The organism is Pantoea phytobeneficialis (assembly GCF_009728735.1).
GTDB lineage: Bacteria > Pseudomonadota > Gammaproteobacteria > Enterobacterales > Enterobacteriaceae > Pantoea > Pantoea phytobeneficialis.
The window spans coordinates 45,004-60,257 of the sequence record NZ_CP024638.1 but is presented as its reverse complement, the minus strand read 5'-3'; the positions used below and the strand labels follow the sequence as shown (position 1 = coordinate 60,257).

The 15,254-nt window shown below is 56.3% G+C and carries 17 protein-coding genes; 7 read left to right on the top strand and 10 right to left on the bottom strand.

The window, feature by feature from the left end; translation table 11 throughout:
• Positions 1-48: 48 nt before the first annotated feature.
• Positions 49-1,317 (bottom strand): type II toxin-antitoxin system HipA family toxin, encoded by a 1,269-nt coding sequence (locus CTZ24_RS23530; protein WP_208726845.1) that lies wholly within the window; start codon positions 1,315-1,317, stop codon positions 49-51.
• Entirely contained in the window at positions 1,314-1,628 is a 315-nt protein-coding gene (locus CTZ24_RS23525) for a helix-turn-helix domain-containing protein (RefSeq protein WP_208726844.1), read from the bottom strand. Before CTZ24_RS23525 ends, CTZ24_RS23530 begins: the two co-directional genes overlap by 4 nt.
• Before the next feature lie 448 nt (positions 1,629-2,076).
• Between CTZ24_RS23525 and CTZ24_RS23520 the strand changes: the two genes are divergently transcribed.
• Entirely contained in the window at positions 2,077-2,223 is a 147-nt protein-coding gene (locus CTZ24_RS23520) for a Hok/Gef family protein (protein ID WP_071783599.1), read from the top strand.
• A 220-nt stretch (positions 2,224-2,443) separates the two neighbouring features.
• Here the strand turns inward: CTZ24_RS23520 and CTZ24_RS23515 are convergent, their stop codons facing one another.
• The 7 genes from CTZ24_RS23515 to CTZ24_RS23485 are packed head-to-tail and all read right to left on the bottom strand — an operon-like array spanning position 2,444 to position 7,725.
• Entirely contained in the window at positions 2,444-3,385 is a 942-nt protein-coding gene (locus CTZ24_RS23515; protein ID WP_208726843.1) for a threonine ammonia-lyase, read from the bottom strand.
• Positions 3,385-4,377 carry a succinylglutamate desuccinylase/aspartoacylase family protein gene (locus tag CTZ24_RS23510; RefSeq protein WP_208726842.1) on the bottom strand — a complete coding sequence of 331 codons (993 nt, stop codon included), beginning with the start codon at positions 4,375-4,377 and terminating at the stop codon, positions 3,385-3,387. Before CTZ24_RS23510 ends, CTZ24_RS23515 begins: the two co-directional genes overlap by 1 nt.
• A 2-nt stretch (positions 4,378-4,379) precedes the next feature.
• Positions 4,380-5,165 (bottom strand): transporter substrate-binding domain-containing protein, encoded by a 786-nt coding sequence (locus CTZ24_RS23505; protein ID WP_208726841.1) that lies wholly within the window; start codon positions 5,163-5,165, stop codon positions 4,380-4,382.
• Positions 5,166-5,183: 18 nt separating this feature from the next.
• Positions 5,184-5,912: an amino acid ABC transporter ATP-binding protein gene (locus CTZ24_RS23500; RefSeq protein WP_021185423.1), complete on the bottom strand. Its 729-nt coding sequence runs from the start codon at positions 5,910-5,912 to the stop codon at positions 5,184-5,186.
• On the bottom strand, positions 5,893-6,549 hold the full coding sequence (locus CTZ24_RS23495) for an amino acid ABC transporter permease (protein WP_021185422.1): 657 nt from the start codon (positions 6,547-6,549) through the stop codon (positions 5,893-5,895). Before CTZ24_RS23495 ends, CTZ24_RS23500 begins: the two co-directional genes overlap by 20 nt.
• Positions 6,550-6,551: 2 nt before the next feature.
• Complete coding sequence (locus CTZ24_RS23490; RefSeq protein ID WP_208726840.1) at positions 6,552-7,214, bottom strand: amino acid ABC transporter permease; 663 nt, start codon at positions 7,212-7,214, stop codon at positions 6,552-6,554.
• A complete protein-coding gene (locus CTZ24_RS23485) occupies positions 7,198-7,725 on the bottom strand; it encodes a RidA family protein (protein ID WP_244634083.1) in 528 nt (175 codons plus the stop codon). Before CTZ24_RS23485 ends, CTZ24_RS23490 begins: the two co-directional genes overlap by 17 nt.
• A gap of 270 nt (positions 7,726-7,995) precedes the next feature.
• On the opposite strand from CTZ24_RS23485, the gene CTZ24_RS23480 reads away from it, so the two are divergent.
• Positions 7,996-8,730, top strand: a complete 735-nt coding sequence (locus CTZ24_RS23480) for a FadR/GntR family transcriptional regulator (protein ID WP_021185419.1) — start codon at positions 7,996-7,998, stop codon at positions 8,728-8,730.
• A 552-nt stretch (positions 8,731-9,282) separates the two neighbouring features.
• Here the strand turns inward: CTZ24_RS23480 and CTZ24_RS23475 are convergent.
• Complete coding sequence (locus tag CTZ24_RS23475; RefSeq protein WP_244634085.1) at positions 9,283-9,411, bottom strand: Hok/Gef family protein; 129 nt, start codon at positions 9,409-9,411, stop codon at positions 9,283-9,285.
• 607 nt (positions 9,412-10,018) lie between these two features.
• Between CTZ24_RS23475 and CTZ24_RS23470 the strand changes: the two genes are divergently transcribed.
• From CTZ24_RS23470 to CTZ24_RS23450, 5 genes are read left to right on the top strand one after another with little or no spacing between them, the layout of a single operon-like run.
• Positions 10,019-11,008, top strand: a complete 990-nt coding sequence (locus CTZ24_RS23470; RefSeq protein ID WP_208726838.1) for an ABC transporter substrate-binding protein — start codon at positions 10,019-10,021, stop codon at positions 11,006-11,008.
• Between the two features lie 17 nt (positions 11,009-11,025).
• Positions 11,026-11,871 (top strand): ABC transporter permease, encoded by an 846-nt coding sequence (locus CTZ24_RS23465; RefSeq protein WP_208726837.1) that lies wholly within the window; start codon positions 11,026-11,028, stop codon positions 11,869-11,871.
• Positions 11,871-12,632, top strand: a complete 762-nt coding sequence (locus CTZ24_RS23460; RefSeq protein ID WP_021185415.1) for an ABC transporter ATP-binding protein — start codon at positions 11,871-11,873, stop codon at positions 12,630-12,632. The genes CTZ24_RS23465 and CTZ24_RS23460 overlap by 1 nt, the downstream gene beginning before the upstream one ends.
• A gap of 15 nt (positions 12,633-12,647) precedes the next feature.
• The gene (gene hisD / locus CTZ24_RS23455) at positions 12,648-13,976 is read left to right on the top strand and encodes a histidinol dehydrogenase (RefSeq protein WP_021185414.1); all 1,329 of its coding nucleotides are present in this window, start codon (positions 12,648-12,650) and stop codon (positions 13,974-13,976) included.
• Positions 13,966-15,252 (top strand): hypothetical protein, encoded by a 1,287-nt coding sequence (locus CTZ24_RS23450; protein ID WP_208726836.1) that lies wholly within the window; start codon positions 13,966-13,968, stop codon positions 15,250-15,252. The genes hisD and CTZ24_RS23450 overlap by 11 nt, the downstream gene beginning before the upstream one ends.
• Positions 15,253-15,254 lie beyond the last annotated feature (2 nt).

Sequence of the window (15,254 nt, the reverse complement as noted above, 5' to 3'; positions counted from 1 at the left end):
ACTAGACGTGCGTTATTATTTTAATGCTAAGTCGGGAAGTGTTCATTATTAATCCAGCGCGCTGATATTGGCGTTGATTTTATCCGCAGTGGCTTTAATCACGCTGGCCGGGATGGCATCGCCCAACGCCTGCGCCGTTTGCACAAACATCGCTGCCACGTCGCTCACCTCTTCAATAATACGATTCAGCGTCTTGCCCGCAATATCTGCGGATGCTGCCGCTTTTAATAAGGCTTTGCGGCTGATATCGCGGCCATAACCCGCCACCGACGTCTGATGCTGGCCGCCCGGCCCCATTTGTAAGGTCAGATCGTAGGCGGGGGAAACCTGCCACTCATCTTGCTGATTCAGGATAAAGGCGAAGTTTTTAGCGTGATCATCCTGGTTGTTCATCAGAACATTGAAAACCATCCGGCGCGCCTGGATTTCCCGTTCCACCCTTGAACGGGTGATCATTCCCGTTGCCTGCAAGATATCGCTGTAGTCGAGACAGGGGAGGCGGAAATCAGCCTGCAATGCTCCCGCCATACTCAGCACTGGCACTCGCATGCCTGCCTGGCGATCAAAGCGTTTCACTCCGAAAGCAGATAAACCGTTACCCAAATCAAACCAGCGGCTGTCAGGAAAATTAATGCCAGCCTGCCGTGCCAGCCGGGCATAGACCTCCTCCAGCGCACACACCCATACCCCTTCCTGAGCTGCGGGGAACTTTATCAGCCAGGGATGGCTACCCGCGAAGGGTTGTGCGGCAATACGGCCAGTTGCGGAATCGAACTCTACCAGTACCTTGGGACGCGCGCCGTGTGGTGAACCACCCAGCCTCACCAGCTCCGGCAATACCTCTGAGTCCTGGCCGGCGACTTCAATCTGGATCTGCCCGGCCAGAACGGTCAGGTCATCAATATGCTGATGCGGGTTGTCCTGCTCGGGCATATCGAGCAGCGGTCGATAGGTGAGGGCACCCATCGTGTTATCACCTAACATTGCCAGTCGATCCAACACCGACAAGGCTGCTGGTTCGATATCATTACGCCGTAACAGACGATCCATCAGTAACCGACCCCAGCCATCGGGTAATGAGTCGGCAATAAAACCGGGAATGCCCTCCTGATGTCGTTCAAAGTCGGCATAAGTGGTACTGACCGGCGGATGCAGCAGCGGTGACAATTCAAGGCCACGCTCGATGCCCTCGGGCGAGAATTCAAACAGCCATTGGCCGCGTTCCCTGCCTGCCGCCAGAATACCTAGTGGGAAGTGTTCACCCCAGCCCTGGTAGATAATTTCCAGTCGCTGAAGGGGGTGATAGTTCTTGATCATTGGCCTTTCCCCTTACGTTGGGTCGCACGTTGCCGGCCAGGCTGTTTCAGGGCTTCAACCTGCGCGATACTCAGCGCCGGTGGAGTAAACAGCCCGGTCAGCTCTTTTTCCAGTCGCAGGGCAAACACCACTTTCATAAAATTTTCCAGCGTGGCTTTGCCGTCGTTTTCGAGGTTCTTCAGGGCGGAAACCGAGATCCCGGCTTTCGCCGCCAGATCCTTTTGCAGCAGATTGCGGCGCAGGCGGTGATCTTTCAGCCGTTGCCCTAATTCAGACAGCAATCGGGCTTCAGAATAGAGGTTAAGGGACATATATAAAGCTCCTGATGCTATATTTTATGCATAAGGGGTGATTTTATGTCCTTTATTATAACACGGTTGTCATGCTTAGCGATTTATCGTGACCTTAATCAGGTCCAACTGATCCCTCACTTCGAATGGGAGATAAATCACAAAACTGATAAGTGCTGTAAAACAAATTTCAGACGTGGATTGTTTAATCAATTGATTTTAAACCATATTTCAATGGTTTTTTGTGTTTTTACGATGAATTGTTACTTGTTCGCGGAATTGATGCTTAACAAGCAAAAAAAGTATTATCGCGGCGGGTGCTTGGGGCTTTCTGCCTTAAGCATGCATTTGCTGACGGCAGAAAGAAAAAAACCCCAGGTGACTGTAAATCAACCTGAGGTCTCATCTTTATGCCTCAACAACATAAAGGTAGCCTCTTACATGCCGTAAGGCAAGAGGAAACACAACCATGAAACAGCAGATAATGTTTTTCACTCTGGCGATACTGGCGGTGGCAGCCGTCATCCTGGTTTCGCGCAAGGATCTCTGTGAAATACGGTATCGCACCCTGGAAACGGAGGTGGCTGTTTCCCTGGCTTGTGAAATCTTGAAGTAAGGGCCACAACGGCGGGGTTCACCCCGCCGTTCCGGTTGTTGTCAGGCTAAAGCCTTCAGGCACCCTTCTTAAATCCCCGGTAGCGGCGCGATTTATCGCGCACCTGTGGATAAAAAAGGCGCGATAAATCGCGCTGCTACAAAATACGAAAAAAATATTAAGGGCTTTATAATAAGCCCTTGATGATATTTCATCTTGATAAGAGTTTTAATTAAAACCCTTAAATTCCATTCGTGCCACTGCCGCACAGCACTACAGCAATTTTCTCATCCGGCTTGAGGCTAAACAGCTGACGCGTCACCGCCGCCACCGCTGTTGCGGCCCCCAATTCAATCGCCAGGCCGGTTGCTGCCCAGACTTCACGCGCCGATGCCTCGACCTGGTCTTCCGGCACCAGCACAATCTCATCAACGTATTGTTCCACCAGCGCAAAGTTAATCGCTTCGGTTGAACGGGCAGCGAGGATCGGCACAATGGTTTTCACCTGCTCCAGTTTGACGATTTGCTGCTGTTGGCGACTGGTCCACATCATCGGGCAACCTGCCGCCTCGACGCCGATAATACGAATACCCGGTTTCAACAGCTTCGCCGCCTGCGCCACACCGGCAATCAAACCGCCGCCGCCGATTGACACCACCAGCGTCTCGACCTCGGGCCATTGTTCGAGGATTTCCAGTGCCATCGTGCCCTGACCAATAATCACATCGCGGTCAGCGTAGGGATGGAGCAGGGCACCGCCGGTTTCCTGAATACGCGCACCCGCCGCATCCCAGCTCTGATCCCAGAAATCGCCTTCTACCGTGAGTTTGGCCCCGTAGCTTTCGATGCGCTGACGTGTCAGCTCGGTACTGGTGTTCATGACAAACACGTCAGCAGGCAGTGCTAACTGCTGGCCGACATAAGCGACAGCGGCACCAAAATTACCACCCGAAGCGGTCGCCAGTCCCTGCTGACGAACCTGTTGTGGCAGATTAAGCACGCGATTAAAAGCGCCGCGCGCCTTAAAGGATCCGGTCACTTGCGAACATTCCGCCTTCAGGCGCAGTTCAATACCCGGCACAGGCTGCCACGGGGCGGCCTCCACCAGCGGCGTTTTACGTACCCAGGGACGCACCCGTTCCAGCGCGGCCAGATAGTCGTTAACGTTAATATCCTCGATCATCACTTAACATCCTGTACCAGCACCGCGAGGCTGTTGCCCTGCGCGGTGGCACCAAAAGTGCGTTGTGAATAAATCTGCCCGGCGGTGGTGAAATGGACCGCCTGTGGCTGCGCGGCGGGTTCGGTGAGACGATGCAACCAACCCGCCAATTCCCCAGCGCTGACCTGATCGCCAATATGGTGCAGCGGTTCAAACCAGCCGTCCCCCGGCGACAGCAAATTTCCCCCTGCCGGGATAAACACCTGTTGCGATGCCTCGGCGGGGACTGTTTCCGTGGCGATCAGGCCCAAATGATTCAGCACTCGCGCCACCGCGGCACGAGTACGCTTCACCCCGCGCGGTGATACGCTGCCGTTCCAACCCATCTCCGCTGCAATCGCCGGTAAGCCGAGGTTCGCCGCTGCGCCACAACTGGTGCGCGGATCCCCCATATTGTTGGTGACCACCGTCAGCGTGGCGGCAAAAGCGCGCGCCATTGCTTCGCTTTGCTCACGCACCTGCGGGCTGAGTTCCTCGGTCACCACCACCTGCGCGCTCTCTTCAATAAACAGCGAGCTGCCGCCGCTGTGCAGATCAAGGTAGAAATCGCACAGCGGGAAGAGGGCATCGTGGATCCAGGCGGCGATCTGTTCGGTCGGCGTGCCCCACGGGTTGCCGGGAAAGACGCGCGCCAGATTTTTGTTATCAAGCGGGCTGACACGCATCGAAGCGCGTACCGCCGGGGTATTGGCGCAGGGCAGCAGGATCAGGCGGCCCTGAAGCTGATCCGGCGTCAGATCGCGGATCAATTCATTGATAATAATCGGCCCTTCATACTCATCACCGTGGATCCCGCCGGTGATCAACACCGTCGGCCCGCTGCCGTTGGCGATCACCGCCAGCGGCATGGCGATGGTTCCCCAGGCATCGGTATGCGCCGACAGCGGCAGATGCGCAAAGCCCACCTGCTTACCCTGACGGTTAAAATCGATCTCGCTAAACACTGTCGACATGGTTACTGCTCCGTTTTCAGGTCGTTTTGCGCATCGTTAAACCATTTCTGGCGCAGCGCAGGCAGCTCGCCGTCCTGGGTACTTTTATCGATAAACTGATTGATGGCGGTCATCAGCTCCGGCTGACCAGGACGTATCGCGATGTAAGCCGGGCTTTTACGCAGCAGGTATTTCAGCTCGATATGCTTCGCCGGATTTTCCTGTGCGACTTTCTGCGCAATCAGGTTATTTTCAGCGAACATCGGTGCCTGACCGGCTAAAAAGGCGCTGACCGCCGACGCGGTGTCTTCCAGACGCAGATAGTTACCCTGCGGGTACTGATCGCTGAGGGTCAAATCCGGGGTTGAGCCTTTGGGCACCGCGATGGTGGCATTGCCGAGATCGCTCAGTTTGGTGACTTTTTTCACATCGCTACCGCCATACACGCCGAGATACACCGCCGCATAGGGTTCCGAGAAGTTCACCAGTTTGGCGCGTTCCGGGCTGGAGCCGAGCGCGGCGATCAGCACATCGACTTTGCGTGACATCAGATAAGGAATACGGTTAGCACCGGTGACTTGTTGAAGCTGGAGCTTCACTCCCATGTTATCGGCCAGTTTCTGCGCCAGCTCCACATCCAGCCCGGTGGGTTTACCGGCGGCATCGGTGAAGCCCCAGGGCGCGGCATCCACGGTGGTTGCCACGCGCAGTACGCCACGGGATTTGATGTCATCGAGCGAGTTGGCCTGCGCCAGTAACGGCAGGGCACACAGCGCCACCAGCGCCAGGGTTTTACCGATTGTTTCCATGTCTGTTCTCCGGTGTCGTTAAACGGGGGTTTGTACAAAGCGTTGTAATTCCGGGGTGCGGGGAGCGCCAAACACCTCGGCAGGCGGGCCGCTCTCCCATACCTCGCCCTGATGCATAAAAATCACCTTGCTGGATACCTTGCGGGCAAACGCCATCTCATGGGTCACCGCAATCATCGTCATGCCTTCCTTTGCCAGATCTTCCATCACCCGCAGCACCTCACCCACCAGCTCCGGGTCGAGTGCCGAGGTGGCTTCATCGAACAACATCACTTCCGGCGACATGGCCAGCGCGCGGGCGATGGCCACGCGCTGCTGCTGACCGCCAGACAGCGACGAGGGAAAGGCATCACGTTTCTGCCCCAGCCCGACTTGTTCCAGCAGGCGTTTTGCCAACGCGGGCGCTTCGGCTTTGGTGATGCGGCGGGTCAGCAACGGTGCCAGCGTCACGTTCTCTGCGGCCGTCAGATGGGGAAACAGGTTGAAGCTCTGAAACACCATGCCGACATTCTGGCGCAGCTTCTGTAACTCGGCGGGGGACCCTCCCACTGGCAGGCCGCCGACGTGAATGCTGCCGCTGTCCGGTTTCTCCAGCCCGTTAATGCAACGCAGCAGCGTACTTTTTCCCGATCCACTTTTGCCGATAATGGTGACGATATCGCCGCGATCGACGGTGGTGGTGATGCCACGCAGCACCTCGTTAGGTCCGAAACTTTTCTTTACGGCATTAATGACGACCAGCGACATGGAAACGTGCCTCCAGGTGAAGGGAGAGACGCGCCAGCGGAAAGCACAGCGCGAAATAACAGAGTGCCACCAGCAGATAAATCAGCAGCGGTTGCAGGGTTGAGCCGCTGACAATCTGCCCGGATCGGGTCAGCTCCACAAAGCCCACCAGCGCCGCCAGTGAGGTGTTTTTGATCAGTTGAACGGAGAAACCCACGGTCGGCGGCAGCGACAGGCGCAACGCCTGCGGCAGGATCACCGTACGCAGCATTTGCAACCGCGAGATCCCCAACGACAACGAGGCTTCCCATTGTCCTTGCGGCACCGCCACAATGCTGCCGCGCCAGATCTCGCCGAGAAAGGCTCCGGCAGAGAGCGAGAAGGCGACCAGCGCAGCGGTAAACGAGCTGACGTCTATACCGAGAAACACCGGCATCCCGAAGAACAGCAGGAACAACATGCCAAGCAGCGGGATGCCCTGGATCAGTTCGACATAAAACCAGGCCACAGCCCGCAAGCCGCGCTGATGGGAAGTGCGTGCCATCGCCACCAGCAGCCCGATCACCGCGCCACAGGCAAAGGTGCAGAGTGCCAGCAACAACGTCCAGCGCAGGGCGCTGACGATCATCCAGACATCATGTAAAGAGAGACCGCGCATGGTTACCTCCGCGCCTGAAAGCGATACCACACCATGCGCAGCAACACTTTCATCAGGCTGACGGCGAAGAAGTAGAGGCCGCAAATCAGCAGATAGATTTCAAAGCTGCGAAAGGTACGTGAGTCAACAAAGCTGCCACTGTGGAAGATCTCTTCCACGCCAATTTGCGAAATCAGGCTGGTGCCGATGAGCGTCAGCACCATCTGGCTGGCGAGCGCCGGGAACACGTTCTGCATCGCCGGGAGCGTCAGTACATGGGTGATGATCTGGCGTTTTGATAGCCCAAGCGCTTCACCGGCCTCGCTTAAACCGCGTGGCAGCGAAATCAGCCCGGCGCGCAGGATCTCCGTCATATAGGCGCCGCAATACAGCGACAGGGCGATGATCCCGGCGACCGGCGGCGAGAGATGCAAGCCGAGACTGGGCAGGCCGAAGTAAATCAAAAACAGTTGCACCAGCGATGGGGTATTGCGAAAAAACTCCACATAACCGCGCACCAGTCGCCGCCAGGCGGTGCGGGCATACACCAGCGTCAACGCACAGACCGCACCGATACACAACCCAAACAGGATCGACAGCAGGGCATAGAGGGCGGTTTCCATCAGCCCCTTTGCCAGTACATCGCGGTACGGCAGCAGCGAGGCAAAATCAAACACGTAATCCATCGGCAACCGCCTCCTCAAGTTCGAGAATGGCTTCGATTTCGACCGTCTGGTTCTGCGGCAGCGATCCTGCGCCGATGGCAGAACGTGCTCCGCGCCCAATCTGCTCGCCAAACACCTCGACAAACAGATCGGAACAGCCGTTAATCACCTGCGGATGTTGCTGAAAGCTATCCTGCGCGTTGACCCAACCCAGCAACTTGACCACGCTTTTAATCGCACCGAGATCGCCAGTGGCCTGACGGGCGACGGCCAACAGATTAAGACCGGTCAGGCGTGCGTGCTGATACGCATCCTCCACGCTCACTTCATCGCCCACTTTGCCGGTATGCAGATGTCCATTGGCTTCCAGCGGCCCCTGGCCGGAGAGATAAAGAAAGTTGCCAAATACCCGCCAGGTGACAAAATTGGCGACCGGTGTCGGCACCGGGGGAAGTTCAATGCCCAGCGTGTGCAAATGGTCGCTCAAGCGGCAATCAGTGGGGGATAATGGCGTTGCGACGGAGGTGTTCATTTTTTGCCCTGTATGAATTTTTTCGGCATTATGACCACGCTGGTTTTTATTGGTCAACCATAATGGTTAACCAATAAGCAATTTGTATGACCGGGTTGTGAGTGGGGTCACGTTAAGACCGGATATCCGGCTGTCACCCTGATAAGTAAAGGATCTGACAGCATAACTTTGCTGATTTCGCCACTCGCGGAGGTGGCTAAGTCAGGCTATAATCGCCGCCAGCTGACCAAATTGGTCAGCCATTTAAGGATATTCTCCAGGAGTCGCCGGATGAACAGCACTGATGACATCTCCCAACGCATTGTCGGCCACGATAAAACCGCCGCCGTGAGCGTGTACCGCTCAATTATGCAGGCCATCCGTGAGGGGGATTTAAAAGCGGGGGATAAATTACCCAACGAGCGCGAGCTGGCGCGCCGCTTTGCGACCTCACGCAGCACCATTCGCAACGTGTTGGCGATGATGTCGACGCAGGGATTAGTCACGCGTAAGGTGGGGAGCGGCTCGTACCTGTCGGAAAACCTGAACCAACAGTTGAGCGACACCGACCGCCCGGTGGCCGCCTGGCACAAAGAAGTGCCGACTTACAGCGAAATCCTCGAAGGACGCCTGTTGTTCGAGCCGATGATGATGACGCTGGTCACTGCCCGCGCGACCGAAGAGGACTTCGCCAAAATGCGCCACCATTTGCAGGGCATTCGTGAAACGCAGGAGTGGCTGCAATATAAAGAACATATTTACGCGGTGCACCAGGCGATGTTTGCCGCGACGCGTAACCGCTTCCTGATTCAGATCTTCGATAACGTGATCGCCGACCGTCGCGCGGTGCAGTATGACGGGCAACATTCGTTGCATTCGGCGGTGAGCGACATCGTGCGCGAGCAAACGTTGCGGGAGCTGACGCCGCTGGTGGAAGCTCTGGAGGCGCGCGATGGTAAGCTGGCCCAGAAACGGGCGGATGACTACTTTACCCGGATTCTCGCGTCATTAAGTGTTTATGGGTAACTGCAATCGCGCTGTTTTTCCGATAACTCTCCCGTAATTGCGCGATAAATCGCGCCGCTACTGGAGGGTGAGATGGGTGCCTGAAGGCCTTTGCCTGACAACAACCGGAACGGCGGGGCGAACCCCGCCGTTGTGGCCCTTACGTCATGGTTGTTACCTCTTGCCTTACGGCATGTAAGAGGCTACCTTTATGTTGTCTAGGCATAAAGATAAGGCCTCAGGTTGATTTACAGTCACCTGGGGCTTTTCTCTTTCTGCCGTCAGCAATGGCATGCATAAGGCAGAAAGCCCCAGGCACCCGCCGCGAGTCTACTTATTCCCTGCCAGCACATCAATTACCCGAATGCATAACATCGCCCTCATTTTTACAAGATATCCTGTGATATTTTGATAAAAATCAATGACAAATTAATTAATAAACTGTCACTTGTTTTTTGGGCTTCATGTGAGAAATGTGAGTGGGATCTCCATCAGGAGAGAATGAAGAAGGGTGCCTGAGTGCCTTGCCTGACAACAACAAAACGGCGGGGCGAACCCCGCCGTGGTGACATCTTACTTCAGAGTGCTACATGCCATTGAAACAGCGACCTCCGCGACTCCGGTTCGCAATCGAATCTCGCAAAGATTCTTCTGCGTCACCAGAATGATAAGGACCACAATGATGAAGACTTTCCTCGTCATCAGCTGTTTCATGCCTGTACCTCCTTGCCTTACGGCGCGTAAGAGGCTACCTTAACGTTGTCTAGGCGTTAGGGCAGCCTCAGGTTGATGGATAATCTTCCTGGGGCTTTTCTCTTTCCGCCATCAGCAACTGCATGCTTAAGGCAGAAAGCCTCAAGCACCCGCCGCGATAATACGTTTTTTGTCTGTTAAACATCAATTCCGCGAACAAGTAACGATTTATCGTAAAAACACATAATAAAAATATAATTTTGTTTTAAATCAGCACGTTATGTTTATAACAAGACCGGGTTTTTTATTATTGCATGCGAAGTTTGTGATTGGCCTCCCATCAGGGATGAAAATCTGTCAGTTCATTTCATCATTATCTGCAAAATCAAATCCCCCAGCCATGACGGGATCCCTGCGCTATCACTAACATTGCCAGCCAACCTGTTTGCGCTGACTGAAAACTGTGCAATGCTCTCCATTGGTGCGCAACTTTCGTGCAACATCTCGCGTTGGTCCTGCTGTAGCGGGCTGTAATCCTGGCACTTAATTTGCTTGCAGTTGTATATACATGCTCTGACAACAATCACCCTTAACTTTTTACCAGAAGGAAATCAGCATGCTATCTCTGCGTACGTTGAAAACGACCCTTGCGGCGGCCTGTTGTTTTGGTTTGATCGCGTCTGCCAGCAGTCTGGCCGCACCGGCACCGGAAGCAGGCACGTTAAAGATGGGGATTGAACCCTGGCTGGGTTACGGCCAATGGCATGTGGCCACGGCACACAACCTGTATAAGCAGCAGGGATTAGACAACGTTGAGGTGATTAACTTCGCGGAAGATAAAGATATTAACGCCGCGCTGGCGAGTGGTCAGATTGATGCCGCCAACATTGCCACACACACCGCCATGGGCATGATCTCCGCCGGGCTGCCGGTCAAAGTGGTCCTGTTACTGGACCGCAGTCAGACCGCCGATGCGATGCTGGTTTCCAAAGATGTCACTTCGTTAAAAGACCTGAAAGGGAAGCAGGTCGCCTATGAAGAAGGCACCACCAGCGACATTTTGCTGCGCAGCGCGCTGGCCAAGGCGGGTCTGAAGTACAGTGATATCAAACCGGTGCCGATGCCGGCGTCGTCTGCCGGTAGCGCGTTGATCGCTAAACGCGTCCCGGTCGCGGTGACCTACGAACCTTATCTTTCGGTAGCGATGAAGGGGGATCCCAGCCTGAAGATGCTCTACAGCGGTGCATCTGACCCGGGTTTAATCAGCGACGTGCTGGTGGTACGTGATGACGTGATCAAAAACAAACCCGGCCAGATTGCCGCCCTGATTAAAACCTGGGATGCTGCCGTGGCGCATTATCAGGCCAATACTACGGCGGATCGCGCCATTATTGCTAAAGCGGTAGGTGCCAGCGTCGAGGATCTCAACACCGCGTTCGATGGCGTGAAATATTACACCCTGGCGGAGAACAAAGCGGTACTGGGCGGCGAATACAGCACCACCACCTTCCCGCATGTTCTGAAAGCGGCAACCGAAGCCGGGATTATCAGCCAACCGGTAACACCCGCGCAGGTGATTGACGCCAGCTTCGTTAACGCACAGTAATCCTCCCCGGAGGCGTAATGAGTTCTTTAAAACTGGACGCCGTCAACCGTCCCTCTCATGCCCGGCGGCGTCGCTGGTCGCTGCTTACCATTGGTCGCGCCCCCTCACGGGGGCAGTTTCTCAGCATCGCCGTCGCGGTGTTTGCGCTGTTGCTGATCAGTTGGTGGCTGGCAACCCGAAACGGCACGATCCCGGCGATCTTTCTGCCGGGCCTTGATCAGGTCTGGCAACGCATGGTGCGCTTAGCCGGTGACGGCACCTTATGGAGCGATGTGCAGAGCAGCCTTTATCGCATCGCCATTGCTTTTGTGATCTCCTCGTTGATGTCGATTGTGATCGGTGTGCTGGCCGGGTGTTATGGCCTGTTCAAAGCCATTTTCGAACCGCTGGTGGATTTCATCCGCTATATGCCAGTGGTGGCGTTTGTACCGCTGACCATTTTGTGGACCGGCACCGACGATGTGCAGAAGTTTTTGGTGATCTGGATCGGCACCTTTTTCCAGCAGGTGCTGATGATGATGGATGCGGTGAAACGCGTACCGGTAGATTTTATTGGTCTGGGGCGCACCCTGGGTATGCCCGATCGCAAAATCCTGCTGCGCATTGTGTTACCCGCCGCCTTGCCCGCTATCTGGGATGCGCTGCGTATCAGTCTGGGCTGGGCATGGACCTGGCTGGTGCTGGCAGAGCTGGTGGCTTCCACCTCTGGCCTCGGCTACCGCATCGTGGTGTCCCAGCGCTACTTCCAGACCGACACCATTATCGGCTACATCCTGCTGCTGGGATTGTTGGGCCTGATCACCGACCAACTGATGCGCGCGGCTGAACGCGTGTTATTCCGCTACAACCGGAGGCGCTCCTGATGGCCACGCTGACCTTATCCAAACTGGAAAAAAGTTTCCCACTGGGCAAAACCCAACGGCGAGTGCTGCATGGGATTGATTTAACCCTGAACGATAACGAATTTGTCTCGATTGTCGGCGCATCCGGCTGTGGCAAAAGTACCCTGTTGTCAATTGCCGCCGGGTTAGAGGAGTTCGAAGGCGGTGATGTGCTGGTGGATGGGCGATCCATCACCGGACCGGGGTTGGATCGCGGCGTGGTGTTTCAATCCTACACCTTGCTGCCGTGGCTAACCGCACGGCAAAACATTGAGTTTGCCCTGAAGGCGGCGGGCACCCCGGCAAAGCAATGCCGTGAGATTGCCCAGCAACATCTCGAACTGGTTCGGCTGGAGAATGCCGGTGACCGCTGGCCGGGTGAACTTTCCGGTGGCATGAAACAACGTGTGGCGATTGCGCGCGCGCTGTCGTATCGCCCGAAAATTCTGCTGATGGACGAACCCTTTGGCGCGCTGGATGCCATGACCCGCCATCAGATGCAGCAGTTACTGATTGAAATCTGGGAAAAACATCGCCTGACGGTGATGTTTGTTACCCATGACATTGAAGAAGCGGTGTGGCTCTCCGATCGCATCGTGGTAATGGGACAGGGCGTTATCGACAGCACCTTCCCGGTGAATCTCCCCCGACCACGACATGAAGAAATGAGCCGCGATCCCGAGTTCATTGATTTGCAGCACCGGGTGTTGTCACGCATTCGTCAGCCCCTCGCGACCCACTGACTTAAGGAAACCACGATGTCCGTAACTTTTCACGATTTAACCCAGGCCGACACCCTGCCGGAGGCGCTTTTTAAACGCACCGAGTCTGATCTCTCGTTCTTTGCTGCGCGCGTCACGCCGATTATCGAGGCGGTAAAAAACGAAGGGGATGCGGCGCTAATCCGCTTCGCGCGTGAATTTGATGGGGTGCAACCGGAACATTTCTCGATTCGCGCTGAGCCTGAAGAGTTTGATGCCGCCTTTGCCCGAATGGACCCGGAGGTTATCGAGTCGATTCGTTTCTCGGTGGAGAACGTGCGTAAGTTTCATGAGGCGCAAAAACCGGAAGAGATGTGGCTGAAGGAGATGCAGCCAGGCGTATTTGCGGGCGATCGCCACGTCCCAATCGATGCCGTCGCCTGCTACGTGCCTCGCGGGAAAGGATCGTTTCCCAGCGTGCTGATTATGACCACCATTCCGGCGGTGGTAGCGGGAGTACCGCGTCCGGTGGTGATTACGCCACCGGGACCGGATGGCAAAGTGGATGACGCCACGCTGGTCGCAGCAAAACTGGTTGGCATCACCGAGATCTATAAATGCGGCGGCGCACAGGGCGTAGCGGCCGTGGCGTATGGTACGGAGAGCGTGCCGAAGTGCCTGAAAATTGTCGGCCCCGGCAGCCCGTGGGTGGTGGCGGCGAAACGTCAACTGACACATCTGATTGATCCCGGCGTCCCGGCTGGCCCCAGCGAGAGCATCATCCTGGCGGATGGCAGCGTCGATGGCGCGCTGGCCGCGTTAGATTTGCTGATTGAATCCGAACATGGCCCGGATTCTTCGGCGTATCTGGTCACCTCCAGCCGCCGCGTGGCGGAAGAGGCGATTGCCGCGCTGCCCGGCTACTGGGCGCAGCAGAGCGAGAAACGCGCGGAGTTTTCCCAGGCGGTGCTGTGCGGCACACATGGCGGCGTGGTGCTGACCAAAGACTTCGCCACTGCGGTTGAATTCGTTAATCAGTACGCGCCAGAGCATCTGGAGATTCTGGCGCGTGAACCGCTGGCGGTCATGCCGCAGATTCGTAATGCCGGAGAAATCCTGCTCGGACAGCACACCCCGATTACCCTCGGTAACTTTGTGCTCGGCCCGAATGCGGTGTTACCCACCAACGGTGCAGCGAAAACCGCCGGGCCGCTGTCGGTGTTTGATTATATGAAACGTGTCTCGGTCGGCTATGTTACTTCGGCGGGTTACGATGCACTGGCAACCAAAGCCCATCGCTTCGCGCTGTATGAAGGATTCCCCGGTCATGCACTGGCGGTGTCCGACCTGCGTAAAACGCTGATGGGAGAGAAGGATGACCGCTGAACCACGGCAACCGTTGGCCGCGCAGGCGCGTACCCTGGCGCGCGCGGGTGACTGGCAGGGGGCGCAACAGAAACTCACCCAGTTGATCAGTGAGGTCACGGGGGGGACGGCCAGTGATGTGGCGATCAACCGCGATCAATACAGCCTCAATTCGCTGAACGGCCACGTTACCCTTGATGGCAGTCGCCGCTTGTTTTTCAAGTATCACCATGAAGAGAGCGAAGAACACACCATCGAAGAGTACTACCGTGCCGAATTGCTGCGCGAGCATGGTTTCGCGGTGGATGTCCCCTGCTACGCCTGTGGTGAGCCGGGGCGACAGATTTTGCTCTACACCCTGCGTAACGATCGGCGACTGGCGGATGTCTGTCGTGAGATTGAGGCGGGGGACGATCCTGCGTTGCAGGCGGCGGTGATCACGGCACAGCAACACGCTGACCGCGATATTCTGCAAAAAACCCTGCCCACGTTGCAACGTGGCAGCGTAGATGAGGTAGTGGCGGAACCCATCCATCAGCTGTTCTGGCACCGGTTGATTTCACCGGATGCACCGGCCGGACTGGGCGGGCGCGTGCAGCGTTTTTACGTCGATAAAGAATTTATCCTCGCGGGCGAGACGCTGTCATGGCAAACCCTCAGCCAGTTGCAGTGGGAGATCAACGGGGTGCGCTACGCTCACAGCCTGCGTCAGTTGTTTCTCGAAGCCGGGCAACTGCTGGCCCCGGCAGCGTTGGCGCAGCATGGTGTGGTCGTGGCGCATGGCGATGCGCACAACGCCAATGTCTGGTATGACACCCAGGGCGAACAACCGCGGTTGGTCAGTTTCGATCCCGCCTTCGCTGGCAGCCATATTCCGGCATTGCTGGCGGAGGTGAAAGCCACCTTCCATAACATCTTTGCCCATCCCCTGTGGTTGTATGAACCCGCGCAGGCCGACGGGCGCTATCAGGCCACGGTGGTACGCCGTGGCGATACGTTGCATGTCAGCCACAACTGGCAACTGACGCCGTTGCGTGCTGCGTTCCTTGACAGCAAAGGGGAGAACTACTGGCGGCCGCTGCTGGCAACGTTGCGTGAGCAAGGCTGGTTACCGGGTAACTGGCAGCGGGTGGTGCGGCTGGCGATGTTTTGTTGTCCGACGCTGGTACTGGACCTGCGGGCTGGCGGCGGCAGCGGGCATACGCCGTTGACCTCCTCGCTGGGACTGGCGCTGGCGGTGATGCTGGGGAGTGAAGGGGATGATGATTTCAATCGCTGGATCAATCAACTGGTGTAAGG

Excerpts from the sequence above, each read along its gene's own strand:
- CTZ24_RS23460 (WP_021185415.1), top strand. The coding sequence starts at position 11,871 with ATGGCCACGCTGACCTTATCCAAACTGGAAAAAAGTTTCCCACTGGGC.
- CTZ24_RS23490 (WP_208726840.1), bottom strand. The coding sequence starts at position 7,214 with ATGGATTACGTGTTTGATTTTGCCTCGCTGCTGCCGTACCGCGATGTA.
- CTZ24_RS23515 (WP_208726843.1), bottom strand. The coding sequence starts at position 3,385 with ATGATCGAGGATATTAACGTTAACGACTATCTGGCCGCGCTGGAACGG.
- CTZ24_RS23495 (WP_021185422.1), bottom strand. The coding sequence starts at position 6,549 with ATGCGCGGTCTCTCTTTACATGATGTCTGGATGATCGTCAGCGCCCTG.
- CTZ24_RS23480 (WP_021185419.1), top strand. The coding sequence starts at position 7,996 with ATGAACAGCACTGATGACATCTCCCAACGCATTGTCGGCCACGATAAA.
- CTZ24_RS23520 (WP_071783599.1), top strand. The coding sequence starts at position 2,077 with ATGAAACAGCAGATAATGTTTTTCACTCTGGCGATACTGGCGGTGGCA.
- CTZ24_RS23500 (WP_021185423.1), bottom strand. The coding sequence starts at position 5,912 with ATGTCGCTGGTCGTCATTAATGCCGTAAAGAAAAGTTTCGGACCTAAC.
- CTZ24_RS23475 (WP_244634085.1), bottom strand. The coding sequence starts at position 9,411 with ATGACGAGGAAAGTCTTCATCATTGTGGTCCTTATCATTCTGGTGACG.
- CTZ24_RS23530 (WP_208726845.1), bottom strand. The coding sequence starts at position 1,317 with ATGATCAAGAACTATCACCCCCTTCAGCGACTGGAAATTATCTACCAG.
- CTZ24_RS23485 (WP_244634083.1), bottom strand. The coding sequence starts at position 7,725 with ATGAACACCTCCGTCGCAACGCCATTATCCCCCACTGATTGCCGCTTG.
- hisD (WP_021185414.1), top strand. The coding sequence starts at position 12,648 with ATGTCCGTAACTTTTCACGATTTAACCCAGGCCGACACCCTGCCGGAG.
- CTZ24_RS23450 (WP_208726836.1), top strand. The coding sequence starts at position 13,966 with ATGACCGCTGAACCACGGCAACCGTTGGCCGCGCAGGCGCGTACCCTG.
- CTZ24_RS23505 (WP_208726841.1), bottom strand. The coding sequence starts at position 5,165 with ATGGAAACAATCGGTAAAACCCTGGCGCTGGTGGCGCTGTGTGCCCTG.
- CTZ24_RS23465 (WP_208726837.1), top strand. The coding sequence starts at position 11,026 with ATGAGTTCTTTAAAACTGGACGCCGTCAACCGTCCCTCTCATGCCCGG.
- CTZ24_RS23525 (WP_208726844.1), bottom strand. The coding sequence starts at position 1,628 with ATGTCCCTTAACCTCTATTCTGAAGCCCGATTGCTGTCTGAATTAGGG.
- CTZ24_RS23510 (WP_208726842.1), bottom strand. The coding sequence starts at position 4,377 with ATGTCGACAGTGTTTAGCGAGATCGATTTTAACCGTCAGGGTAAGCAG.
- CTZ24_RS23470 (WP_208726838.1), top strand. The coding sequence starts at position 10,019 with ATGCTATCTCTGCGTACGTTGAAAACGACCCTTGCGGCGGCCTGTTGT.